At 71.9% G+C, this 22910-nt stretch carries 25 protein-coding genes; 11 read left to right on the top strand and 14 right to left on the bottom strand.

Annotated features, from left to right (window positions below; genetic code table 11):
• From ABEB17_RS01820 to rsrA, 4 genes are all read left to right on the top strand, one after another.
• Positions 1-792, top strand: coding sequence for an SOS response-associated peptidase (locus ABEB17_RS01820; protein WP_345714841.1), 792 nt, complete (start codon positions 1-3; stop codon positions 790-792).
• Entirely contained in the window at positions 792-1442 is a 651-nt protein-coding gene (locus tag ABEB17_RS01815; protein WP_345714839.1) for an alpha/beta hydrolase family protein, read from the top strand. Before ABEB17_RS01820 ends, ABEB17_RS01815 begins: the two co-directional genes overlap by 1 nt.
• Before the next feature lie 106 nt (positions 1443-1548).
• On the top strand, positions 1549-2337 hold the full coding sequence (locus ABEB17_RS01810; RefSeq protein WP_378227089.1) for a sigma-70 family RNA polymerase sigma factor: 789 nt from the start codon (positions 1549-1551) through the stop codon (positions 2335-2337).
• Positions 2334-2600, top strand: a complete 267-nt coding sequence (gene rsrA / locus ABEB17_RS01805) for a mycothiol system anti-sigma-R factor (RefSeq protein WP_345714837.1) — start codon at positions 2334-2336, stop codon at positions 2598-2600. Before ABEB17_RS01810 ends, rsrA begins: the two co-directional genes overlap by 4 nt.
• A gap of 77 nt (positions 2601-2677) precedes the next feature.
• Here the strand turns inward: rsrA and ABEB17_RS20005 are convergent, their stop codons facing one another.
• Together ABEB17_RS20005 and ABEB17_RS01795 are read right to left on the bottom strand one after the other, a co-directional pair.
• The gene (locus ABEB17_RS20005; protein ID WP_378227090.1) at positions 2678-2752 is read right to left on the bottom strand and encodes a 50S ribosomal protein bL37; all 75 of its coding nucleotides are present in this window, start codon (positions 2750-2752) and stop codon (positions 2678-2680) included.
• Between the two features lie 79 nt (positions 2753-2831).
• The gene (locus ABEB17_RS01795) at positions 2832-3485 is read right to left on the bottom strand and encodes a hypothetical protein (RefSeq protein WP_345714835.1); all 654 of its coding nucleotides are present in this window, start codon (positions 3483-3485) and stop codon (positions 2832-2834) included.
• Positions 3486-3971: 486 nt separating this feature from the next.
• On the opposite strand from ABEB17_RS01795, the gene ABEB17_RS01790 reads away from it, so the two are divergent.
• The 5 genes from ABEB17_RS01790 (at position 3972) to ABEB17_RS01770 (ending at position 9149) form a co-directional block, all read left to right on the top strand.
• The gene (locus tag ABEB17_RS01790) at positions 3972-5408 is read left to right on the top strand and encodes an HD-GYP domain-containing protein (RefSeq protein WP_345714834.1); all 1437 of its coding nucleotides are present in this window, start codon (positions 3972-3974) and stop codon (positions 5406-5408) included.
• Positions 5405-6706: an HD-GYP domain-containing protein gene (locus tag ABEB17_RS01785; protein ID WP_345714833.1), complete on the top strand. Its 1302-nt coding sequence runs from the start codon at positions 5405-5407 to the stop codon at positions 6704-6706. The genes ABEB17_RS01790 and ABEB17_RS01785 overlap by 4 nt, the downstream gene beginning before the upstream one ends.
• A gap of 40 nt (positions 6707-6746) precedes the next feature.
• Positions 6747-7847: a type IV pilus twitching motility protein PilT gene (locus ABEB17_RS01780; RefSeq protein ID WP_425551678.1), complete on the top strand. Its 1101-nt coding sequence runs from the start codon at positions 6747-6749 to the stop codon at positions 7845-7847.
• Between the two features lie 91 nt (positions 7848-7938).
• Positions 7939-8304 carry a thioesterase family protein gene (locus ABEB17_RS01775; RefSeq protein ID WP_345714830.1) on the top strand — a complete coding sequence of 122 codons (366 nt, stop codon included), beginning with the start codon at positions 7939-7941 and terminating at the stop codon, positions 8302-8304.
• Complete coding sequence (locus ABEB17_RS01770; RefSeq protein ID WP_345714829.1) at positions 8301-9149, top strand: YhjD/YihY/BrkB family envelope integrity protein; 849 nt, start codon at positions 8301-8303, stop codon at positions 9147-9149. The genes ABEB17_RS01775 and ABEB17_RS01770 overlap by 4 nt, the downstream gene beginning before the upstream one ends.
• An 87-nt stretch (positions 9150-9236) precedes the next feature.
• Here the strand turns inward: ABEB17_RS01770 and mctP are convergent, their stop codons facing one another.
• The 9 genes from mctP to ABEB17_RS01725 form a co-directional block, all read right to left on the bottom strand.
• Entirely contained in the window at positions 9237-10907 is a 1671-nt protein-coding gene (gene mctP / locus ABEB17_RS01765) for a monocarboxylate uptake permease MctP (RefSeq protein WP_345714828.1), read from the bottom strand.
• The gene (locus tag ABEB17_RS01760; RefSeq protein WP_345714826.1) at positions 10904-11176 is read right to left on the bottom strand and encodes a DUF3311 domain-containing protein; all 273 of its coding nucleotides are present in this window, start codon (positions 11174-11176) and stop codon (positions 10904-10906) included. The genes mctP and ABEB17_RS01760 overlap by 4 nt, the downstream gene beginning before the upstream one ends.
• Positions 11177-11268: 92 nt before the next feature.
• A complete protein-coding gene (locus tag ABEB17_RS01755) occupies positions 11269-12738 on the bottom strand; it encodes a DUF6297 family protein (RefSeq protein WP_345714825.1) in 1470 nt (489 codons plus the stop codon).
• 10 nt (positions 12739-12748) lie between these two features.
• The gene (locus ABEB17_RS01750) at positions 12749-13429 is read right to left on the bottom strand and encodes an ABC transporter ATP-binding protein (RefSeq protein ID WP_345714823.1); all 681 of its coding nucleotides are present in this window, start codon (positions 13427-13429) and stop codon (positions 12749-12751) included.
• Positions 13426-13830, bottom strand: coding sequence for a superoxide dismutase, Ni (gene sodN / locus ABEB17_RS01745; RefSeq protein ID WP_345714822.1), 405 nt, complete (start codon positions 13828-13830; stop codon positions 13426-13428). The genes ABEB17_RS01750 and sodN overlap by 4 nt, the downstream gene beginning before the upstream one ends.
• 39 nt (positions 13831-13869) lie before the next feature.
• Positions 13870-14187, bottom strand: coding sequence for a S26 family signal peptidase (locus tag ABEB17_RS01740; RefSeq protein WP_378227074.1), 318 nt, complete (start codon positions 14185-14187; stop codon positions 13870-13872).
• Between the two features lie 34 nt (positions 14188-14221).
• Positions 14222-15079 carry an amino acid ABC transporter ATP-binding protein gene (locus ABEB17_RS01735; protein WP_345714821.1) on the bottom strand — a complete coding sequence of 286 codons (858 nt, stop codon included), beginning with the start codon at positions 15077-15079 and terminating at the stop codon, positions 14222-14224.
• Positions 15079-16056, bottom strand: coding sequence for an amino acid ABC transporter permease (locus ABEB17_RS01730; RefSeq protein WP_345714820.1), 978 nt, complete (start codon positions 16054-16056; stop codon positions 15079-15081). The genes ABEB17_RS01735 and ABEB17_RS01730 overlap by 1 nt, the downstream gene beginning before the upstream one ends.
• Positions 16053-16964 carry an ABC transporter substrate-binding protein gene (locus ABEB17_RS01725; protein ID WP_345714819.1) on the bottom strand — a complete coding sequence of 304 codons (912 nt, stop codon included), beginning with the start codon at positions 16962-16964 and terminating at the stop codon, positions 16053-16055. The genes ABEB17_RS01730 and ABEB17_RS01725 overlap by 4 nt, the downstream gene beginning before the upstream one ends.
• Positions 16965-17243: 279 nt before the next feature.
• Between ABEB17_RS01725 and ABEB17_RS01720 the strand changes: the two genes are divergently transcribed.
• Positions 17244-18455 carry an NAD(P)-dependent malic enzyme gene (locus ABEB17_RS01720; RefSeq protein WP_378227075.1) on the top strand — a complete coding sequence of 404 codons (1212 nt, stop codon included), beginning with the start codon at positions 17244-17246 and terminating at the stop codon, positions 18453-18455.
• A gap of 70 nt (positions 18456-18525) precedes the next feature.
• Here ABEB17_RS01720 and ABEB17_RS01715 read toward each other — a convergent pair whose 3' ends face one another.
• Positions 18526-20247: a DUF7800 domain-containing protein gene (locus tag ABEB17_RS01715; RefSeq protein WP_345714818.1), complete on the bottom strand. Its 1722-nt coding sequence runs from the start codon at positions 20245-20247 to the stop codon at positions 18526-18528.
• Positions 20248-20265: 18 nt separating this feature from the next.
• Here ABEB17_RS01715 and ABEB17_RS01710 point away from each other — a divergent pair, with 18 nt between their 5' ends.
• Entirely contained in the window at positions 20266-21234 is a 969-nt protein-coding gene (locus ABEB17_RS01710) for a zinc-binding dehydrogenase (protein WP_345714817.1), read from the top strand.
• 193 nt (positions 21235-21427) lie between these two features.
• On the opposite strand, the gene ABEB17_RS01705 is transcribed toward ABEB17_RS01710, so the two are convergent.
• On the bottom strand, positions 21428-22045 hold the full coding sequence (locus ABEB17_RS01705; protein WP_345714816.1) for a PadR family transcriptional regulator: 618 nt from the start codon (positions 22043-22045) through the stop codon (positions 21428-21430).
• Positions 22042-22863 carry a DUF4097 family beta strand repeat-containing protein gene (locus ABEB17_RS01700; RefSeq protein WP_345714815.1) on the bottom strand — a complete coding sequence of 274 codons (822 nt, stop codon included), beginning with the start codon at positions 22861-22863 and terminating at the stop codon, positions 22042-22044. The genes ABEB17_RS01705 and ABEB17_RS01700 overlap by 4 nt, the downstream gene beginning before the upstream one ends.
• Positions 22864-22910 lie beyond the last annotated feature (47 nt).

Genomic DNA, 22910 nt, shown 5'->3' with positions numbered 1-22910 from the left:
ATGTGCGGCAGGTACGCGGCGAGCGCCAACCCGGACGACCTCGTCGAGGAGCTCGAGATCGAGTCCGACGAGACGGGTGGAGCGGTGCTGCCCGACTACAACGTGGCGCCGACGCACCAGGTGCCGGTCGTGCTCGAGCGTCCGCCGCGGTCGGACCGCTCCGCGCCACCGGTGCGCCAGCTGCGGCTGCTGACCTGGGGCCTGGTGCCGTCCTGGGCCAAGGACCCGAAGATCGGCAGCCGGATGATCAACGCGCGGGTCGAGTCGCTGTTCGACAAGCCGGGCTTCAAGCGGGCGGCGGCAGCCCGGCGCTGCCTGGTGCCCGCGGACGGCTGGTACGAGTGGCAGACCAGCCCGACCGCGCTGGACGTGAAGGGCAAACCGCGCAAGCAGCCGTTCTTCACCCACCTCGCCGGCGGTGACCGGCTGGTCTTCGGCGGCCTGTACGAGTTCTGGCGCAACGACGCCGTGCCGGACGACGACCCGGACGCCTGGCTGACCACGTTCACCATCGTCACCGGGCCGGCCGAGCCGGGGCTGGACCGGCTGCACGACCGGATGCCGTTCGTGGTGCCGCGCGAGCGCTGGGACGCCTGGCTCGACCCCGCTCGCACCGATCCGGACGACGTCCGCCCGCTGCTCGACCCGCCGCCACCCGGCCGATTCGAGGCCTACCCGGTGTCTCGCCGGGTCGGTGACGTTCGCAACGAGGGCCCGACGCTGCTCGAGCCGGCGCGGCGCGAGGAGCTCGTGGGCGTCGTCGACCCGATGACCGGGGAGGTGCTGGGCTGATGGCGGCCGCGGCTCGCCCGCCCGCCCCGCAGGTGCGCGACGTCGAGACGCCGGTGGGTCCGGCCCGGGTGCACGTCCGGCGGCCGGTGCGCGCGGTCGGCACCCTCGTGCTCGGCCACGGCGCCGGCGGCGGGTTCGGCGCCAAGGACCTGACCGCGGCCGCCCGGGCCGCCGTGGACGACGGCTGGGCCGTCGCCCTGGTGGAGCAGCCGTGGCTGGTGGCCGGTAAGCGGGTCGCGGCCCCACCGCCGAGGTTGGATGAGGCCTGGCTGCCCGCGGTGCGCGAGCTGCGCTCCGGTCGAGGAGCGCTGCCTGGTCCGCTCGTGGTGGGGGGTCGGAGCGCGGGGGCTCGGGTGGCCTGCCGGACGGCCACCGCGCTGGCGGCGGACGCCGTGCTGGCCCTGGCCTTCCCGCTGCACCCGCCCGGCAAGCCTGAACGCAGCCGGGCGGACGAGCTCGCGCTGGTCGGGGGCCTACCGCTGCTCGTCGTGCAGGGCCGACGGGACCCGTTCGGCGGCCCGCAGGACGTCGAGCCCGTGCTGCCGTCGTCCGGTCGGGTCGTGGCCGTGGCCGGCGACCACGGACTGTCCGGCGACCTGCCGGCGGTCGTGGCCGCCGTCCGTGAGCTGCTCGCGCAGCTGACGGAATGACCATCGCACCGAGCGCGTTCTCACCACCGACGGGCCGACGACCGGCAGGTCGTCACCCACTCGATCGGGAGGATTCGCGTTGCTCACTGCTGCAGCTGACCGCGCGCTGGACGGACCGGCGCTCGGCCGTTGGACTTCCGGGGCGTCGACCCCGGCCGCGGGCCCAGCCTCAACCGCGTCACGCAAGCGGACGACGGTCAGGTCCGAGGTCCAGACGGCGATACCCTGGTCAGCGATGACAGAGACCAGCCAGACCCCGGCCGGGGCCGAGGACGCCGACGACACCACCCGTGCGCCCGAGACCGAGAGCGCCCAGGACCGCACCGAGCGCTTCGAGCGGGACGCGATGCAGTACCTGGACCAGCTCTACTCGGCGGCCCTGCGGATGACCCGCAACCCGGCCGACGCCGAGGACCTCGTGCAGGAGACGTTCGCCAAGGCGTTCGCCGCGTTCCACCAGTACCGCCCGGGCACGAACCTCAAGGCGTGGCTGTACCGGATCCTGACGAACACCTACATCAACACGTACCGCAAGAAGCAGCGTGAGCCCCAGCAGTCCGATGCCGAGAACATCGAGGACTACCAGCTGGCGCGCGCCGAGTCGCACACCTCGCGTGGCCTGCGCTCGGCCGAGGCCGAGGCGTTGGACCACCTGCCGGACAGCGACGTCAAGGACGCGCTGCAGCAGATCCCCGAGGACTTCCGCATGGCGGTGTACTACGCCGACGTGGAGGGCTTTGCCTACAAGGAGATCGCGGAGATCATGGGTACGCCGATCGGCACCGTGATGTCTCGCCTGCACCGTGGGCGGCGACAGCTGCGCGAGCTGCTGACGGACTACGCACGTGAGCGCGGCCTGGTGGCCGCCGGAAGGCCTGGCGGAGGCGAGTCGTGAGCTGCGGGAACCACCACGAGACGGACTGCCGTGAGGTCCTCGACCGCGTCTTCGAGTACCTCGACGACGAGATGGCCGAGCTGGACTGCGCGAAGATCAAGCAGCACCTCGAGGAGTGCGGGCCCTGCCTGCAGGAGTACGACCTCGACCAGGCGCTCAAGGCGCTGATCCGGCGCAGCTGCGCGTGCGAGGCGGCGCCCGACGAGCTGCGCACCCGCGTGCTCACCCGGATCACCCAGGTGCGGATCCAGTACGACGCCTGAACCGGCAGCACGACGCTGACACGAGCGAGGGGCCCGAACCATCAGGTTCGGGCCCCTCGTCACGTCGTGGGCGATGCCTACGCGTTGGGCTTCTTGCCGTGGTTGGCGGAGTTGCCCTTGCGGCTGCGGCGCTTGCGGGCGCGCTTGCTCATCGCTGCTCCTTTCGTCGTGCTCGCGGCGTGCTCGGGTCCATGGTCCCACACCGCGGGACTCGGGTGAGCCGGGCTTCGATCAGCCCGCCAGGTGCCGATTCAGCGCATCGAGCACGGCCCGCACGACCGCGTCGTCCGGGTAGGTGCGCACGAGGGCGCTGCCGGTGAGCAGCTGCTCACCGACCCGGGGGACCTGCAGCGCCACGACGACGACGGCGACGTCGTGCGCACCGGCCCGCAGCAGCTGGGCGGACTCCACCTCGCAGCCGGCGCCGAGCAGCTCACCGACCGCCTGGACGGTCGCCTCGGCGACCATCCGCGAGCGCGCGGCGGTGGTGGGGGCGCCGGTCACCTCGCCGCTGAACTCGTCGTCGCCGATCCGCACCGTCACCGCCGCCGCCGAGCTGCCGGGCTCGGTGCTCACGCTCACCCGCTGCACGACGGGCCGGACCGTCGGCTCCGGCGGTTCGGGAACGAGCTGCAGCGGGGTGGCGGAGGGCGCCTCGCCCACCTGGACGACGCTGACGATCTTCCGGTCGAGGTCGAGGTCGAACGCGGTCATGGCGATGGACTGGACGTCGCGGACCACCTGCTTGGCGGGCTTGCCCTGGTCGGCCAGCACGTGCACCTCGATGGGCGCGCCGTCCGGGGTGGTCACCACGCTGACTGCCTGGATGCCCGGCACCGTGCGCAGGACGTCCTCCAACTCGGGCCGTAGCCGCAACGACGTCATCTCGCTCCCTCGGGGTCGGTCACCACAGAACGTAGTCGGCACCCGGCTGCGCAGCGTGACTCTTGGGTCGAATGTCGCTCAGGGTGAGCCTCTGGTTCACTCGAACGGAGCAACGACGCGTCCACGGACCGCGCGACATGCGGCTCCCGGAGCGGATCGGCGGATAGCATCCGCCGAGCGAGACCAGAACAACTCCAGAGTGCGTGAAGGAGACCGGCGGTGCTTTACCGGACAAACGTCACCCCTGTATGTTTGTCCGGTAGGTCCATTTCCAGAGCGGAGCGGAGTGCGCGCGGGGAATAGCGGCCTCGTGACGACCCGATCAAGGAGTGGTGTCCCGTGAGCAAGATCGTGTCCGCAGTCGAGAAGTTCCTTTCCTCCCAGCCCGGCTGGACCTGGATGAACGGCTGACCGACGAGCTAAACGACTCGTTCGCCCCAGCCGCCGGTCTCCCTCACGCACTCTGGCCCATCACGAGGGAGCCAAGTGGACCGCAGTCAGGCCCGCGTCCGACTGTACGTCGGTGGGTCGGTCCTGCTCGCCTGCGCGTCGCTGGCCGTCAGCTGGCGGGTCTCGCCGCCCGAGCACTGGGCCGATATCGCCGTCCTGGCGCTGTTGTGCCTGGTCAGCAGCGTCACGCGGGTCCGTGGCGTCTACGAGCGGACCGACCTCGGCACCAACTCCATCGTGCTGCTGGCCTCGGTCGTGCTGGTCGGCACCACGGGCGCCATGCTCGTCGGGATCGCGTCCTGGCTGCCGGAGATCCGCCGCGTCTCGCCGGTCCGCTGGGCGATGAACACGGCCCTGTACGTGCTGCTGGCCGGGTCCGCCGGGCTCGCGTTCACGGTGCTCGGCGGCACGACCGATCCCGAGACGTGGCTGGGCGCGACCGGTGACCTGCTCACCCGGCTCGCCCTCCCGCTGGTGCTGGCCGACGTCGTCATGTGCCTGGCGAACGCGGTGCTGGTCGCGGGCATCGTCAGCGTGAACAACCGCGTCCCGTTCCGCGAGGTGCTGACCGGCATGCTCCGCAGCGGCGGCGTCGCGTACGTCGGCTACGGCCTGTTCGGCCTCCTGCTGGTGGTGCTCTGGAAGGCCGCCGGCGTCGGCCCGCTGTCCGCCGTCCTGGTGCTCGCCCCGCTCTTCGTCGCCCGCTGGGCCTTCGCCCAGTACGCCGAGCAGAACGCTGCGCACGAACGCACGGTGGCCGCCCTCGTGCAGGCCGTGGAGGCCAAGGACCACTACACCCGGGGCCACAGCGAGCGGGTGGCTCGCGCGTCCGTGATCATCGCCCGGGCCTCGGGCCTGTCCCAGCAGCGGACGTCGACCCTGCACTTCGCCGGCATGCTGCACGACGTCGGCAAGCTGGGGGTGCCCACCCGGGTGCTGCAGAAGACCGGTGCCCTCACCGACGAGGAGTTCGCCACGATCGCGCGGCACCCGGTGCGCGGTCTCGAGATGGTGCGCGAGATCGAGTTCCTCGGTGAGGCGTTCGAGGGGATCCTGCACCACCACGAGCGGCTTGACGGCCGGGGCTACCCGATGGGTCTGGCCGGTTCGGCGATTCCCGAGTTCGCGCGCATCATCGCCGTCGCGGACGCCTTCGACTCCATGACCTCGACCCGTTCCTACCGGCAGGCTCGCAGCGTCGAGGACGCGGTCGAGGAGCTGCGGCAGTGCACCGGCACACAGTTCGATGCGGTCTTCGTCGCGGCGCTCACCGACGGGCTGCAGCGGACCCAGTGGGTGCCGGCCGACCCGCAGGCCGACGCACCCGACCCCCGGCTGGCCGGGCTCGACGTCCCCGGGGCGTTCGGTCCCGAGCCGCCGGACTCGCGCGACCACGACGACCCGGGCTTCGCCGTCGAGGGTCGGCTCCCGCTGGACCTGGACGGCCAGCCGGCCCAGGGGGAGCGCGGATGACCCTCGGACCCAACGGACCGCGGCTGTCCCTCACCTGGGCCTTCAGCTGCCTGGCCGCCATGGTCGCGGCCGCGGCGGTCGGGGCGTCCGCGGCCGGCCTGACCCAGCGCGGCGCGCACAACGTCGATGTCGTGGTGGTCTTCGCCGCAGCGATCGCGCTGGGGGAGGCGCTGCGGGTGTGGCTGCCGGGCGACCGCGAGGCGGCGCCGATCGGCACCGCCGCGGCCGTGGCGTTCGTGCTGACCACCAACGTCGGTCCCTCGCACGGCGGGTCCGTGGACCCGGCGACCGTGATCGCCGTCGTCGCCCTCGCCACCGTCGTGGGCATCCTGCCGCACCTGCTCGCCGGTCGGCCGCCGGAGCTGGCCGGGCTGGTGCACCGGTTCCTGGCGATCACGCTGCTCACCGTGATCTGGCGGGTCATCCCGTTCACCGAGCACGGCTCGGTCGCCGAGGCCGGTCGCGCCTGGGTCGGCAACCGGTCGTTCCTGGCGGTGCTGATGCTGCTCGCGGTGGCCGTCTCGTTGGCGTTCGACGCGATCCTGGCCGCCACCATGCGCGCCGGCGACGAGAACGCCCGGCTCAAGTCCGTCCTGGTCGACGAGCTGCGGTTCAACTCCGCCCTGGGCAGCGCGATCGGCTGCGGTGGGGTGCTGATCGCCCTCGCCGCCGAGCCGATGGGTCTGCTGGCCGTGCCGGTGTTCCTGGCGCCGCTGCTGCTCACCCAGTTCGCGTTCCGCCGGTACTCCACGATCCAGGAGACCTACAACCAGACCATCCGGTCGCTGTCCCGGGTCACCGAGCTCGGCGGCTACACCGAGACCGGGCACTCGCGACGGGTGGCGTCGCTGGCGCTGGCCATGGGCCGCGACCTCGGCATGGTCGAGCGCTCGCTGCGCGACCTGGAGTACGCCGCGCTGCTGCACGACATCGGGCAGCTGTCGCTCAGCGAGCCCATCCCCGGCGGGGCGACCGTGATGGCCGCCCCGATGGAGCAGCGCCGGATCGCCGACCTGGGGGCCGACGTGGTCCGCCGGACCGGCGTGCTGAACGACGTCGCCGACATGATCGAGCGCCAGTGCGAGCCGTACCGCCGTCACCACCAGACCGATGACCGCGCCGTCCCGCTGGGCAGCCGGATCATCAAGGCCGCGAACGCCTACGACGACCTCGTCGGGGACGGTGGCACGGAGAGCCGGCGACGCGAGGCGCTCGAGCGGATCCACCTCGGACTGGCCTACGAGTACGACCCTCGGGTCGTGTCGGCGCTGACCCGGGTCGTCACCCGCGTGGAGTAGAGGCCCCCAGGTCCTCAAGTCACCCGCCGGTCGGGCCGATCTGACAGTCGTGGACGAGTCTGCCGTGATCTCCGTGTCGCCGTACCTCCGCGCTCTCTCCGAGCTGCGGGGCTCCGACCTGCACATCAAGGTCGGTTCTCCGGCGCGCCTGCGCATCGACGGGCGCCTGCGCAAGCTGCAGGGGCCGGCGCTGACGCCCGAGCAGACCGCGGCCATCGCCGACGAGGTCATGCGCGACGACCTGCGCGAGGTGTTCAAGCGGACCAACGAGGCGGACTTCGCCTACTCGCTGGCCGGGGTCGGCCGCTTCCGGGTCAACGCGTTCAAGTCCCGCGGCTCGATCGGCCTGGTGTTCCGCCGGGTCTCGGTCGGCGCCCTGCCGCTGGACGAGCTCAGCGTGCCCGCGGTGATCGCCCAGCTGTCCCTCGAGCCGCGCGGCCTAGTGCTCGTCACCGGCCCCACGGGTTCGGGCAAGACGACGACGCTGGCCGGCATGGTGGACCACATCAACACCCACCGCGAGTGCCACATCGTGACCATCGAGGACCCGATCGAGGTCCTGCACCGCGACCAGCTCTCGATGATCAACCAGCGCGAGGTCCGGCTGGACACCGAGGACTTCGCCGTCGCCCTGCGCGCCGCGATGCGCCAGGACCCGGACGTCATCCTGGTCGGCGAGATGCGGGACGTCGAGACCGTGAAGGCCGCCCTGTCGGCGTCCGAGACCGGGCACTTCGTCATGTCGACGCTGCACACCACGAACGCGCAGGAGACCATCGCGCGCATCATCGACTTCTTCCCCCCGCACGAGCAGAAGCAGGTCCGGCTCGCGCTGGCCGGCTCGCTGCGCGGCATCATCTGCCAGCGGCTGGTGCCGCGGGCCGACGGCCAGGGCCGCTGCGTCGCGATGGAGATCGCGATCAACACCGGTCGTGTCGCCGACGCCATCGCGGACCCGGAGAAGACCAGCACCCTCACCGAGCTCATCACCGAGGGCGGCTTCTACGGGATGCAGACCTTCGACCAGCACCTGACCACGCTCATCCGCGACGGGGTGGTGACGCTCGAGGACGCCATGAGCGCCGCGAGCAACCCGCACGACCTCACCGTCGAGCTGCGTCGCCTCGGCCTGGTCGCCTGACCCGGTTCGGCCGCCCCCTCCCTCCGCGGTGATCATGCACGTTCGCCCCCGGGGACGAACGTGCCTGCTCCGCGCGGGGTAGCGTCGCGGGGTGAGCGACGCGCACCGGCAGTTCCAGGTCTCGGACGACGACACCGCCCGCGCGCTCGGCTCCGGCACTCTCGACGTGCTGGCCACCCCTCGGCTGCTCGCCTGGTGCGAGGCCGTCACGGGCGACGCCGCCGAGCCGCTGCCTGACGGCTCGACGAGCGTCGGCACCCGGGTCGAGCTGGAGCACCTGGCAGCCAGCCCGGTGGGCGAGTCTGTGCTGGTCCGGGCCGAGCCGACGTACACCGACGGCCGGCTGCGCCGGTTCGCCGTGACCGCGACGGGTCGCGACGGCCGGCTGCTCGCGACCGGGCAGGTCACCCGGGTCGTCGTCGACGTCCGGCGGTTTCTCGACCGCCTACCCGGGTGAGCGCGCCGACGGTGCGGGCAGACCAGCTGCCCCGGCGTGACGTCCTGCGGGCGCTGCCGCGCTCGACCACGGCGGCGCTGCGCGGCCACGACCTGATGCTGTACTCGGCGGGGGTCACGTTCTACGCGGCGATCGCGCTCGTGCCGGGGCTGCTGATTGCCGCCCGGCTGCTCGCTGCGGTGCTCGGCCGCGACGCGCTGTCCAGGTTCGCGGACAGCCTGTCCGACGCCCTGCCGTCGGAGCTGGGGGCGGACCAGGTCGCCGGCCGCGCGCTGCGCCTGGGTGCGGGCATCGGCTGGACCGCGGTGCTGGTCTCGCTGCTGCCCGCGACCGTGTACGGCGAGGGGCTGCGCCGTGCGTACGTCGCGCTGGCCGATGCCCGGGACCGGCTGGTCGGCTGGCGCGGGCGCCTTGCCGTGCTGCCGCTGCTGGTCGCCGCGCCGGTGCTGCTGCTCGCCGTGCTGGCGGTGACCCCGCTGCTCAGTGAGCTGTTCGGCGAGGGGCTGGGCGGGCGGGTGCTGGGCGTCTACCTCGCGCTGAACGTCGACTGGCTCGTCGTGGCGCTGCCGCTGGCCTGGACGTTCCGGGTGGTGGCGCCGGACCGGCTGCCCTGGACGACCTGCGTGGTGGGGGGCCTGTGCGTGGGGGCGTTCGTGTCCGGGTTCCTGCAGGGCTTCGTGCTGTTCCTGTCGCTGCCGCTGGACCTGGGCGCGCCGTTCGGCGGCGAGTCCGCGGTGGGTGGCGCGATCGCCGTCCTGCTGTGGTTGTGGGTGCTGCACCTGGTGGTCCTGGTCGGCTGGGTCGCCACCCGCCAGGCCCACCTGCTGCGCCACCGCACCCCGTAACCCCACCCGTCCCGCCAACCCGCGGTGATCATGCACGTTCGCCCCCGCGACGGGGCGAACGTGCATGATCACCGGGGAGGGTGGGGGTCAGGCCTCGCTGAGCTCCGGCAGGTCGTGCACGCTCGGGTCGCCGGCGTCCGCCTTGTAGTCGGAGGGCTTCGTGGCGTCCTCGCCGGCGGGTGCCTTCACCAGCCGGAAGACGACGGTGAGCACCGCCGCCACCACGACGTTGATCACGAAGGCGGTGAGCGCGATGTAGCCGGTCTGGCCGATCACGTCGATGTTGGCCAGCGACGACCCGAAGTGCTTGTGGGTCGCGGGGTTGATCTGCTGGTACGCCGTGACGGACCCGTAGACCATGGCCACGGCCCAGCCGACCAGCAGCGCCCACCGGTGGAACCAGCGGGTGTAGAGCCCGAACACGATGGCCGGGAACGTCTGCAGGATCCACACGCCGCCGAGCAGCTGGAAGTTCAGCGCCAGCGTCTTGTCCAGGGTGAACACGAACAGCAGCGCGCCGACCTTGACCAGCAGGGACGCGATCTTGGAGACCTTGGCCTCCTGCGCGTGCGTCGCGTCCGGGTTGATGAAGTCCCGGTAGATGTTGCGAGTGAACAGGTTCGCCGCTGCGATCGACATGATCGCCGCCGGCACGAGCGCGCCGATCGCGATGGCCGCGAACGCGATCCCGGCGAACCAGGACGGGAACTCGTCCTCGAACAGCTGCGGGACGACGAGCTGCGGGTTGGGCAGGCCGTCCAGCCCGATCGGCTTGGTGCCCGCCGCGATGGCGATGAAGCCGAGCAGGGCCAGCAGGCCGAGCAGGAACGAGTACGCCGGCAGGATCGAGGCGTTGCGCCGGATCACGTTGCGGTTCTTGGACGACAGCACGGCCGTGATGGAGTGCGGGTACATGAAGAGCGCCATCGCCGAGCCCAGCGCGAGGGTCGCGTAGGGCCAGAACTGCAGCGTGTTCGGGATGAACGCGCCCACCGGCTTCTTGGTCACCGGGTTGACGGTGGCCATCTTCTCCTGGGCCGAGTCGAAGACGTGGCCCCAGCCGCCGACGTGCTGCGGCAGGTAGATGATCGCGACCAGGATGACCAGGTAGATCAGGCCGTCCTTGACGAACGCGATCATCGCCGGCGCGCGCAGCCCGCTGGAGTAGGTGTACGCGGCGAGCACCGCGAAGGCGATCAGCAGCGGCAGGTCGCGGGCCAGCGCGTTCTGCGACCCGCCGATGCCCATGACCTCGAGCACCGCCTGGATGCCCACCAGCTGCAGCGCGATGTACGGCATCGTCGCCAGGATGCCGGTCAGCGCCACGGCCAGCGACAGGCCGCGGGAGCCGTAGCGACCCTTCACGAAGTCGGCCGGCGTCACGTACCCGTGGGTGTGCGAGATCGACCACAGGCGGGACATGAAGACGAAGATGATCGGGTACACGATGATCGTGTAGGGGACGGCGAAGAAGCCCGTCACGGCTCCGGTGGCGAACATCGCCGCGGGCACGGCGACGAACGTGTACGCCGTGTAGAGGTCACCACCGAGCAGGAACCACGTGATGAACGTGCCGAAGCTGCGCCCGCCCAGCCCCCACTCCTGCAGGCTGCCCATGCTGGCGTCCTTGCGCCGCCAGCGTGCGGCCATGAAACCCATCACGGTCACCAGGCAGAACAGCACGATGACGATGGTCAGGGCGACCCAGTTGATGTCGGTGTTGCCCGCCGCGGCCGCCGCCGGCACCGCGGCGCTCACTGGTCGCCCCGCTCACGGCTCTGGAAGGTGTGCACGATCCGGTAGGCGACCGACGTGCAGATCGCCGCCAGGAACACCCAGAGGAACTGGTACCAGTAGAAGAAGGGGAAGCCCCACAGCCGCGGGGTCTCCTTCGCGTAGCTCGCTACCCAGAGCAGCGCTACGACGGGCAGGGCCAGCAGGACGCCGACCACGACGATCAGCCCGACGGGCAGGTTGCGGTGGGCTGGACTGGGTGCGTTCGGCTCGTGCTCTGCCGGTGTGGCCACGGTGCGTGCCTCCGATGAGGGGTCCCCTGCTGCGGGTGGCTCCAGTGGCACCCGCAGGGCGGGACGTTACTCCCAAACCGGCACGAGGCAACTCACGACGGGCGCTTGATCTTTCGGCGCAGCAGCACGGTCACGGCCAGCAGCGGCAGCAGCAACGAGACCATCGGGGTCGCGCCGACCAGAAACGGCAGCGCCGCGACGACCACGACGTCCGGCCCGACCAGGAACGCGGTGAACGCCCCCACCGGCAACGCCCCCATCGGTGAGGTGGCCTGCAGCTCCCACTTGATGTCGGGGCGCCCGGCCGCGGTGCGCAGCACGCCGGCCGCGGCGAGCAGCGTCAGCACCAGGGTCCACCACGAGGGGCGGCCGGTGAGCAGGCAGCCCACCTCGGCGACGACGGCGGCGACCAGGGCCGGCACGACCAGGTGGGCCTGGCGCAGGTCCTGGTCGGCCAGTGGCAGGGAGCGGGCCAGCCCGCGGCTGCGGGTCACCGTGCGCAGGCCCGCGGCGCTGGCGCCCGCGCCGGCCCAGCACACCACGAGCAGGACGACGACACTGCCGAGCCGCCCGTACAGGTCCTCCGCCGCCCACGCCAGGGTGGTGGCGCCGAGCGCAGCCAGTGGCCCGCGCGAGGCCCGTGAGACCCGCCGGACGTCGGCCGCGACCAGCGCGTTGAAGCCACTGCCGCGCAGGGGTTTCGAGCCGACGACGCCGCGCTCGAGCAGCCGTCGCAGCCGGAGCGTCTCGGCGACGAACGACCCGTCGAGCGCGGTGACCGTGGCCCGCAGCCCGGTGGCCAGCCCGGTGCCGGCGACCATGTCGGTGCGCCGCAGCCGGGCCAGCACGCGAGACAGCCGGGTCGCGCAGAGCACCAGCAGCAGGCCGAGGGCCAGCGCGACGAGACCGGCGGTGCGGGCGCTGGGCGTCGCCGGCTGCGCGTCCACCCCGAGCAGCCCGGCGACCAGGACGGGGACGGCCAGCAGCGCCAGCGCGTCGCCGCCCCAGCGCATCCACCGGCCACCGGTGCGCCGTCCTTGCAGGCCGATCGCGAGCAGCCCCAGCAACGCCGCCGCGAAACCGCCGACCACCGCCGAGGCCACCCCCGGCCACGAGAGCAGCAGTCCCACCGCGAGCCCACCGAGGGCGCCGACGAAGGCCGTCCCGGCCAGGGCCGCGCCGGCCGCCGCGCCGAGCAGCCCGGCCCGCGAGACGGGGGAGGCGAGCAGCCAGGTGGCGCGGGCGGGGTCGCAGACCACCGGCCCGACGAGGTTGAGGGCGCGCACGCCGGTGCCCACGAACACCAGGCCGAGCGCGATACCCAGCGCGGGCACGAGCGCGTGCGGCGCCTGACCCGCCCCGCCGTGGTCGACGACGTCCTGCAGGGCGTCGCGGGCCAGCGGGCCCACCATCACCGAGATCAGCACGATGCCGAACGCCGTCACGTAGAGGTCCTGCAGCACCTCGGTGACCGGTCGCGCGGCGACCGACGCCCGGCGGGCCTTGCGCAGCTGCTGGCGGACGGTGCGAGCCGGGACCTCCGGGCTCAGCGCGACGGCCACGACAGGATCCTCAGCCGAGCTCGAGGACGAGGTGCGCGACGTCCTCGACCAGCTGCTCGTCGTGGCTGGCCAGCACGATCGCGGCGCCGTCGTCGGCCAGGCGGCGCAGCCGCTCGCTCAGCCACGTCCGGCCGGCGTCGTCCAGGCGCTGCTCGGGCTCGTCCAGGACGACCAGCCCGGCCGGGCGGACCAGCACGCTGGCCAGCCCGAGGCGGTGCCGCTGCCCGCTGGACAGCGACGTCGGCAGCTGACCGGCCTGCCGGGTCAGGCCGACCTCGTCGAGCACCTGCTGCGCGTGCGGGCGGGCGTCGTCCAGGCCGAACGCCCGGGCCAGCAGCTCGACGTGCTCGAGGACCGACAGGTCGGGGAAGGTCTCGGCGTCGTCCAGCAGCACAGCGACCTCGCGGCGCACCCAGGGGTCCGACTCGTCCAGCGAGCGGCCCTGCCAGGTCACCTCGCCGTCGTCCGGGTCGATCGCGCCGGTCAGGATGCGCAGCAGCGTGGTCTTGCCGGACCCGTTGCCGCCGACCAGGGCGAGCACCTCGCCGGGGTCGACCTGCAGGCTGATGCCGTCGACCACGGCGCGCTCGCCGAACAGCTTGCGCACCTGCGTGGCGACCAGCCCAGGCGTGCCGGAGGCCGGCCCCGACGTCCTGGGGTCGGCCTCCGGCACGTGCGGGACCTTGCTCACGCCGCCTTCTTGGTCTCCCAGAAGATGTCGGCGATCTCGTCGATCTTGGCCAGCAGCTCGTCGGCCTTGCCGGCGTCCGAGCTGCCCTTGGTGCCGGCGGCACCCGCGAGCTTCGTCGCCTCGTTGAACAGCGTGTGCAGCTGCGGGTACTTCTCGAAGTGCGGGGGCTTGAAGTAGTCGGTCCACAGCACCCAGAGGTGGTGCTTGACCAGCTCGGAACGCTGCTCCTTGATGAGCACCGCGCGGGCGATGAACTCCGGGTCGGAGTTGTCCTTCATCTTGCCGATGATGGCCTTGACCGACTCGGCCTCGATCTTGGCCTGGGCGGGGTCGTAGACGCCGCAGGGGAGGTCGCAGTGGGCGCTGACCTCGACGGTGCGGGCGAACAGGCGGGGAAGCATGGATGGTCCCTTCTTTCGCGTCTCGCGTACGACGTCAACCTATACGCGGGGCTGCGGGCTCGCGCGACCAGGTCGGGGCCAGAGCCGGCACCGGACGACGGCCAGCACGTCGTCGTCCGGGATCGCCCCGACGAGCCAGGAGTCCACGCCCTCGGCGGGGTTGTCCCGCTCGACCCACCAGCCGACGCCGTCGCGCCGGGTCGCCCGCTTGACCGACACCGGACGCGGCCCGTCCGGGCCGTCCGGCAGCTGGACGACGACCAGCTGGCCGGGGCGGGGGAGCGACCCCCAGCGCACCAGCAACCGGTCGCCGTCCGACAGCGTCGGGCTCATCGAGCGACCTCGGACGACGGCCATGCCCCATCGCCGGGACGGCGCACGGGCGGCCAGGTCAGACCTCCGGGGCGTCGTCCGTCGCCAGCTCGGCGTCCGCGGGCACCTCGATCGTGGCGCCGTGATGGCCCTCGGCCTCCTCGCGCTGCATCCGCTGCAGGAACGACTTGGTGCGGGCGTGCTGCGGGTTCGAGATGACCTGGCGCGGGTCGCCCTGCTCGACGACGACGCCGCCGTCCATGAAGACCACCCGGTCGGCCACCTCGCGGGCGAAGCTCATCTCGTGCGTGACCACGATCATCGTCATGCCGTCGTTCGCCAGCTCCCGCATCACGTTGAGCACCTCGCCGACGAGCTCGGGGTCCAGCGCGCTGGTCGGCTCGTCGAACAGCATCAGCTTGGGCTGCATGGCCAGCGCTCGCGCGATGGCGACCCGCTGCTGCTGGCCGCCGGACAGCTGCGCCGGATAGGCGTGCGACCGGTCCGACATGCCCACGCGCTCGAGGAGCTCGCCGGCCCGCTTGCGGGCGTCGGACTTGCTCTCGCCCTTGACCTGGACCGGCGCCTCCATCACGTTCTCGGTGGCGGTCATGTGCGGGAACAGGTTGAACCGCTGGAACACCATGCCGATCTCGCGGCGCTGGGCAGCGATCTTCTTGTCGTTCAGGGTGTGCAGCCGACCGCCCTTCTCGGCGTAGCCCATCAGGTCGCCGTCCACCCAGATGCGGCCGCCGTCGATCGTCTCGAGCTGGTTGATGCAGCGCAGGAACGTCGTCTTGCCCGAGCCGGACGGTCCGAGCAGGGTCACGACCTCGCCGGCGGCGACGTCCATGTCGATGCCCTTGAGGACGTCGGTGCCGTGGAAGGCCTTGTGCACGTTGACCGCGTGCACCAGCGGCTGGTCGGTGGTCGTCATCACTTGTTCCCGGTCACGGTGAGGCCGGCGGCGGTCGGCGTGGCGCCGGGGTGCGCATTGGCTTTGGGGGAGCTGCCGAAGCCTCGGCCAAACCGGCGCTCCAGGAAGTACTGGCCGATCATCAGCACGCTGCACATGATCAGGTACCAGAGGGTCGCGGCGATGGCGACCGGGAAGACCTGGAACGTCCGGGAGCCGATCGAGCGCAGCTGGAAGAACAGCTCCGCGTTCAGCGGCAGCGCGATCAGCAGCGAGGTGTCCTTCAGCATCGCGATCGTCTCGTTGCCGGTGGGCGGGACGATCACCCGCATCGCCTGCGGAAGCACGACCCGGCGCATCGCCTTGCCCCGGCTCATGCCGAGCGCCTCGGCCGCCTCGTTCTGCCCCTTGTCGACGCTCATGATCCCCGCTCGGGCGATCTCGGCCATGTAGGCCGCCTCGGACAGCCCCAGCCCGAGGATGCCGCCGATCACCGTCGCGCCGATCACCGTGGTGCCGAAGCCGAAGAACCGCACGCTCTGGTCGATGCCGAGCAGGTTGGTTGCGACCCAGTCGAACGGGATGCCGATCTCGATGCGCGGCAGGAGGATCGCCAGGTTGCCGATGATGAAGAGCAGCACGTACCGCGGGATCGCCCGGAAGAACCAGGTGAAGGTCCACGCGGTGTACGAGAGGATCTTGTTGGGCGACAACCGCATCACGGCCAGGATGACCCCCAGCACGACGCCGAAGATCATCGAGCAGACCGTGACCAGCAGCGTGCCGCGGACCAGGCCGTTGATCACCGGCTGCTGGATCATCGCCTCGAAGACGAAGTGCCACTTGAAGGCGGGGTTCGTCAGCAGGTGGACGAACATCGCCGCCAGGATCGCGATGATGACGATGGCCACGATCCGGCCGGGGTGGCGCACCGGCACCGCGTCGATGGCCCCGGGACGGTCACCCGTCCCGGGGCTCGACGCAGCGTGATCGGTCACGGGTTGACGGCGAAGTCGCTGATCCCGCCGGACTGGACGCCCCACTTGCTCAGCACCTTGTCGTAGGTGCCGTCTGCCTTGAGCGACTTGAGGGCGTCAGCGATCGCCTGGGCGAAGTCCGTCTCGGTCTTGGGCAGGACGTACCCGTACGGAGCCGAGTCGTAGATGTCGCCGACGGTCATCAGCGCACCGTCGGACTTCTGCACCGCGTACGCGCCGACCGGGGAGTCGGCGAGCATCGCGTCAGCCTTTCCGGTCGCCACGGCCGCGGTCGCCTCGTCCTGGCCCTGGTAGGACTGGATGACGATGGCCGGCTTGCCGGCGGACTTGCACGCAGCCTGCTTCTTCGGCAGGTCGTCCTGCTCCTGGGTGGTGCCGGTCTGGACCGCGACCTTCAGGCCGCAGGCGCTGTCCGGCGAGACCTTCTTGGGGTTGCCCTTGGCCGTCGCCCACTGCGTGCCCGCGCTGTAGTAGCTGACCATGTTGGCCTGCTCCTTGCGCTTGTCGTTGATGGTGAACGACGAGACCCCGACGTCGTACTTGCCGGTGTTGGTGCCGGCGATGATCGAGTCGAAGGACGAGGGGACGAACTCGACGTCCACCCCGAACTTCTGGCCGACCGCCTTGAACAGGTCGACGTCGAAGCCCTCGACGGTCTTGCCGTCTGCCGCCAGGAACTCGCTCGGCGCGTAGGAGGCATCCGTGCCCACGACGATCTTCTTGGCGGTCTTGACCTTCTCCGGCAGCTTCGCGACCAGCGCTGAGTCCACGGTCGCCGACGCCACGGTCTGCGAGCTCGAGCTCCCAGAATCCTTGGACAGCGAGTCCGAACCACAGGCGGACAGGGACAGCGCGGCGCCTGCACCGAACAGGACGGCGGCAGCCAGACCACGGGAACGCAACAACACGAGGGCCTCCTCAGGCTCATCTGATGGCCGCATCCTGCCACCGACATCTGTACGGGTGGTACCCCGGAGTCGATCGGGACCTTCTCGTGATCTTCCGTGACGACAGGCGATCTTTGCGTGATGCACGTCTCTGTCCGGTCTCGCCCCTCGTGATCCGGTCGTCACTGTGGCACCATGGGCAGCGCCTTGCGGGAGACCCCCGTGCGAGGACATTCCGGCCATACCCGGTCGTAGAGCGTTCCTCGAGGTCCCCCTTGCGCAGCCCATGTCCTGATTGAGGTGAACGGACCCGTGTCCGCCGAACCGTTGCATCGTCCTGCCCTGCCCGAACCCACCTACGACCCGAGCTCGGCCGTCTTCCAGCACCACCTCGGCGGCAAGCTCGCGGTCACCGCTCGCCGTCCGTTGACCGGTCGCGCCGACCTGTCCCTGGCCTACACCCCGGGCGTGGCCGAGGTGTCGCGGGCCATCGCGGCCGATCCGACGCTCGCCGACGTCTACACCAGCCGCGCGAACACGGTCGCGGTCGTCACCGACGGGACGGCGGTGCTCGGCCTGGGTGACATCGGACCCGCCGCCGCGCTGCCGGTGATGGAGGGCAAGGCCCTGCTCTTCAAGCACTTCGCGGACGTCGACGCCGTGCCGATCTGCCTGGCCACCACGGACGTCGACGAGCTCGTCGAGACCGTGGTGCGGCTCGCCCCGACGTACGGCGGGATCAACCTGGAGGACATCTCGGCCCCGCGCTGCTTCGAGGTCGAGCGCCGGTTGCAGGACCTGCTGGACATCCCGGTCTTCCACGACGACCAGCACGGGACGGCGATCGTGGTGCTCGCCGCGCTGCGCAACGCCGCGCGGGTGGTCGGCAAGCCGCTGGCCGACCTGCGGGTGGTGGTCGGCGGTGCCGGGGCGGCGGGCGTCGCGGTGAGCCGGATCCTCGGCCGCGCCGGGGTGGCGGACGTGGTGGTGTGCGACTCGCGCGGCGTCCTGCACGTGGGACGGCCCGACCTGGCCCCGCACAAGCGCCGGCTCGCACTCGGGACCAACCCGCGCGGCGTCCAGGGCGCGCTCGGCGACGCGCTGCGCGGCGCCGATGCGTACGTCGGGGTCAGCGGTGGCACGGTGCCCGAGGTCGCGCTGGCCGCGATGGCGCCGTCCGCGATCGTCTTCGGCCTGGCCAACCCCGACCCGGAGGTGCACCCGGACGTCGCCCGCCGGTATGCCGCAGTCGTGGCGACGGGTCGCAGCGACTTCCCGAACCAGATCAACAACGTGCTCGCCTTCCCCGGGGTGTTCCGCGGGGCGCTGGACGTGCGGGCCGGCCGGGTCAGCGAGGCGATGAAGCTGGCCGCGGCGTGGGCGATCGCCGACCTCGTCGACTCGCCGACGGCGGTGGAGATCGTGCCGAGCGTGTTCGACGAGCGCGTCGTCCCGGCGGTGTCGGCGGCCGTCTCGGCCACCGCGCGCCGCGAGGGCCTCGCCCGGAGCTAGCCCACCCGCCGACCAGCAGATCGTGGCAACCTCGCATCACCCGCGATGCGAGGTTGCCACGATCCTGGCGTCAGGCCGGGCGGGCCGTCGTCAGCGGCAGGGTCGCCGTGCGGTCCAGCACCTGGCGGCCGGAGACGACGCGCGCGTGCTCGACCTCCACGGCGGCCGACCGCCCGTCCAGCACGACCGTCATGACGCCGTTGTCGAACCACGGCCCGTGGTCGACGTCCCAGGTCATCGCGGGCTCGCGGACCCCGGCCCGCCGGGCCAGCCAGCCGAGCAGCGAGCGAGCCGCGCCGCGGTCCAGCCACGAGTTGGCCGTCCGGATCATCGGCCCGAGCGGGTTGCGGAAGGGCGACATGGTGAGCTGCCGGACGGTGGTGCCAGCGGGGTCGACGCCGGCCACGTCGGCCGTCGCCAGGTAGGAGCAGTGCACGTCGCCGGACAGCCACAGCACGCTGGCCGGCGGCTCGGCGCGCGTGCCGATCTCACGGACCCGGGTCACCATCGCGTCGAAGGAGTTCCGGAACGCGGCCCAGTGCTCCAGGTCGACCTTGAGCCGGACCTGCTCGCCGAGCTTCTCGCCCCAGGCCCCCCATGCCCCCTCGGCGACGGCCTCGCTCCAGCCCTCCAGCGCGTGCACCCCGTGCAGCAGGAGCACCGGCAGCGACGTCCCGATCAGCAGGTGGTCGACGTCCGCGTCGGTGACCTCCTCGAACCACGCCCACTCCTTGTCGTCCACGATGGCTCGGTCGCCCGGGGTCAGCCGGCGCGAGCAGCGGGAGTCGAGCACGACCAGCCGGGTGCGGCCGAGGTCGCGGTGGAAGCTCCAGCGTGCGGTGTCGGGGTTCTCGTCGGCGCGCACCACGAAGTCCGCCAGGAGCCGTTCGCGGGTGGGGCCGTCGGGCGCGCCGCGGAGCGCGTCGTACACCTCGTCCTGCGCCAGCTCGCCGGGGGACAGGTTGCCCAGGTGCTGGTAGACCCAGTACGACGAGAACGCCCCGACCACCCGGTCGTGCCACCAGTCCTTCTGGGTCATCTCCTGCCGCCACGACCACGAGCTGTTCCAGTCGTCGCGCAGGTCGTGGTCGTCCAGGATCATGCACGTCGGGACCGTGGACAGCAGCCAGCGCACCGCCGGGGTGCGCCACGACTCGTGGTACAGCCAGGTGTACTCCTCGAAGTCGACGATCTCCTCGCGGACGTCGCCGCTGTCCGGACCCTCGGCCGTGGCTTCGCGCTGGCCGTGGTCGTGCAGCTCCCGCAGCCGCTTCTTCAGCGCCGGCGACGGGTCGTCGGCGTAGACCTGGTCGCCGACCAGCAGCAGCAGGTCGGGGGCGTGCCGCGAGTCGTCTCCCATCATCCGCTCGGACAGCGCGACCAGGGCGTCGGCGCCCACCGCCTTGAGCGCCTGGCGGTCGAAGGGCGCGGCGCGGCGGCAGGAGCCGAAGGCGATCCGCGCCAGGTGCTCCGCCCCGAGCGTGCGGATGATGCTCGGCGGGTGCGGGGAGCCGGGCTCGGGCCAGGCCAGGTCGCCGTCCAGGCGGACCTCGTACGGCGTGCGGCTGGCGGGCTCGAGGCCCTCGACCACGACGATCGCGAAGTGGTGGCCGTACAGGTCCCAGGTGGTCGTCCGGTGCCCGAGCACCTCGACCTCGCAGGCCCGGTCGGTCTCCACCCAGACGGTGGCGGTGGTCTGGTCGACGTAGCGCAGGACGGGTCCGACGACGATCTCGGCGCGCTGGGCGGCGGTCTCGGCTGGGGTGGTGGCTGGGGTGGCGGCTGGGTTCACGGACGTTAGGGTCGCATCATGTTTGCTGTCTTCGCGTCCGGAAGCTCGAACGACGACCCCCTGACCGGCCTGTCCCTGGGGGAGCGGCCGTCGCCGGAGGTGCCCGACGGTTGGGCGCGGGTGCGCCTGCGGGCGGCGAGCCTGAACCACCACGACCTGTGGAGCCTGCGTGGGGTCGGCCTTCCGGCCGACCGGCTGCCGATGATCCTCGGCTGCGACGGCGCCGGGGTGGACGACGACGGCAACGAGGTCGTGGTGCACGCGGTGATCAGCTCACCGGACTGGAGCGGCGACGAGACCCTCGACCCCAAGCGCTCCCTCCTGTCCGAACGGCACCAGGGCACCTTCGCGGACGAGGTCGTGGTGCCGCGGCGCAACCTGGTGCCCAAGCCGGCCGAGCTCAGCTTCGAGGAGGCCGCCTGCCTGCCCACGGCGTGGTTGACGGCGTACCGGATGCTGTTCACCCGCAGCGACCTGGCGCCCGGCTCGACGGTGCTCGTGCAGGGTGCCGGCGGCGGGGTGGCGACGGCGCTGGTCGCGCTCGGGTCCGCCGCGGGCTACCGGATGTGGGTGACCAGCCGGGAGGAGGCGAAGGGGGCGCGGGCCCTCGAGCTGGGCGCGGACCGGGCCTTCGCGTCGGGTGAGCGGCTGCCCGAGCGGGTGGACGGCGTGATGGAGACCGTCGGCCAGGCGACCTGGTCGCACTCGGTGAAGGCGCTCAAACCCGGTGGCGTGATCGTCACCTGCGGGGCGACCAGCGGCGACGCGCCGCCGGCCGAGCTCACCCGGGTGTTCTTCCTCCAGCTGCGGGTGGTCGGGTCGACCATGGGCACCCGGGACGAGCTTGACCGGCTGATGCGGTTCTGCGCGGTGACCGGGGTGCGCCCGCAGGTCGACCGGGTGCTCCCGCTCGAGCGGGCCCGCGAGGGATTCGAGCGGATGCTCGACGCGGACCTGTTCGGCAAGGTCGTGTTCACCCGACCCTGACGGTGGTCGTCGAGCGCCTCGCCTCGGCCGCACGCGTTGCAGCGCAACCGATCTGCGCCTGGGCGACCAGCCACACCTCAGTCGGCCAGGGTGCGACGCATCGAGCCGCGCGGTTCGGGCCGGTGCCAACGGGCCGCGGCCCGGACCCGCTCGTCCTGCACGTAGGTGACGAGCTCCTTGCTTGCTCCAGCCATCATGGCTGCCTCCCTTGCTTGACGGCGCGCTCCACGACGGCGATGACGTCGTCGCGGGCGCGCTCGATGATGGACGTGATCTCGTTCAACGACTCCTGGTCGATCCACTGCCGACGGGTGGCTGACCGCAGGCCGCGACGCAGCTCCTCGACGGCGTTCTCGACCTGCGGGTGGCGGCCGTACGACGCCTCCCGGGCGGCCTTGTCCGCCGGCTCGTCGCGGGCGTGCCGGCGGGCGGTCCGAGCGGCGTCCATGAGCTCGGCGCGCAGGTCCTTGGCGCCGCCGCGCACCTGGGCGCGGACCTCCTCGGCCAGCTGGCGCACGGTGCGGTCGAGGTCGACCTCGAGGTCCTGGACGTCGTCCGAGCGGTGTGCGAGCTCGGCCCGCCCAGCGTCGGTGATCCGGTACACCGCCTTGCGGCCGTCGTCCTCGCGGACGACCAGGCCCTCCTCCTCCAGCCGCGAGAGCCGCGGGTAGACGGTGCCCGCGCTCGGCGCGTAGAGCCCGTCGAAGCGCTCCTCGAGGTCACGGATGATCTCGTAGCCGTGCTTCGGGCCGTCGGCCAGCGAGATCAGCATGTACAGGCGCAGCTGGCCGTGCGCGAAGACCGGACTCACGAGGCGGCCGTGCGGATCAGGGTCACGTCGCCGCTGACCGACTTGGCGGACACCCGGACCGACTCGTCGCCGTCCCGGATCTCGCCCTGGGGCGGGCCGGGGCGGCCCTTGCCGAGCCGGCGGCCGTCGGCCACGATCTGGCCGGACATGGTCGCGGCGTCCAGCCGGAACCCGGACTCCGGGGGGATCCGGACGACGAGGTCGCCGGAGACGCTCTTCATGTTCACCCGGCTCGGCGTGGAGTGCAGGTCGAGCACGAGCTCGCCGGACACGGTCTTGACGTCGAGCTTGTCGAGCTCGACCGCGTGCACCACGAGCGAGCCGCTGACCGACTCGCCGCTGAGGCTGCCGCGCAGCTCGCGGACGTCGATCCGGCCGGAGACGGTGCGGGCGTTGACCTCGCCCCGGACGTCGGAGACGGCGAGCTCGCCGCTGACCGTGCGGACCGAGGCATCGGCCTGCAGCCCGGCCAGCAGGCCGTCCGCCGACACCGTGGAGATCTTCACCGAGCAGCCGCGGGGGACGGCGATGCTCAGCTCGGCCTCGTCGTCCTTGCGGCCCAGGCTCTTCAGGCCGTCGAGGAGTCCGTCCCACTTGACCTTCGGGTGGGCCACGGACAGCGCGCCGTCCTTCCACTCGATCTCGAGGGGACGTCCCTTGACCCGGGTGACCTCGATGCGAGCGCCCGGCTCGTCGTCGGAGTGGGCGACGACGTCCACCCGCCCGGCGACCAGGCCGACGCGCAGCTCGCGCACCGGCTCGCCCTCGCCGCCGACCTCCAGGACCTTCGCTCCGTCGACCTGCCAGCTCTCCGCCATGTCACGCTCCGTTCGCGATATATCTCGTCTTGGGAACTCAAGATATA

This window comes from Angustibacter luteus, assembly GCF_039541115.1.
Classification (GTDB): Bacteria; Actinomycetota; Actinomycetes; order Actinomycetales; family Angustibacteraceae; genus Angustibacter; species Angustibacter luteus.
The sequence above is the reverse complement of the archived record's forward strand: the minus strand, read 5'-3'. Positions and strand labels throughout refer to the sequence as shown.

Excerpts from the sequence above, each read along its gene's own strand:
- ABEB17_RS01820 (WP_345714841.1), top strand. The coding sequence starts at position 1 with ATGTGCGGCAGGTACGCGGCGAGCGCCAACCCGGACGACCTCGTCGAG.
- ABEB17_RS01815 (WP_345714839.1), top strand. The coding sequence starts at position 792 with ATGGCGGCCGCGGCTCGCCCGCCCGCCCCGCAGGTGCGCGACGTCGAG.
- ABEB17_RS01795 (WP_345714835.1), bottom strand. The coding sequence starts at position 3,485 with ATGACGTCGTTGCGGCTACGGCCCGAGTTGGAGGACGTCCTGCGCACG.
- ABEB17_RS01785 (WP_345714833.1), top strand. The coding sequence starts at position 5,405 with ATGACCCTCGGACCCAACGGACCGCGGCTGTCCCTCACCTGGGCCTTC.
- sodN (WP_345714822.1), bottom strand. The coding sequence starts at position 13,830 with ATGCTTCCCCGCCTGTTCGCCCGCACCGTCGAGGTCAGCGCCCACTGC.
- ABEB17_RS01740 (WP_378227074.1), bottom strand. The coding sequence starts at position 14,187 with ATGGCCGTCGTCCGAGGTCGCTCGATGAGCCCGACGCTGTCGGACGGC.
- ABEB17_RS01735 (WP_345714821.1), bottom strand. The coding sequence starts at position 15,079 with ATGACGACCACCGACCAGCCGCTGGTGCACGCGGTCAACGTGCACAAG.
- ABEB17_RS01710 (WP_345714817.1), top strand. The coding sequence starts at position 20,266 with ATGTTTGCTGTCTTCGCGTCCGGAAGCTCGAACGACGACCCCCTGACC.
- ABEB17_RS01700 (WP_345714815.1), bottom strand. The coding sequence starts at position 22,863 with ATGGCGGAGAGCTGGCAGGTCGACGGAGCGAAGGTCCTGGAGGTCGGC.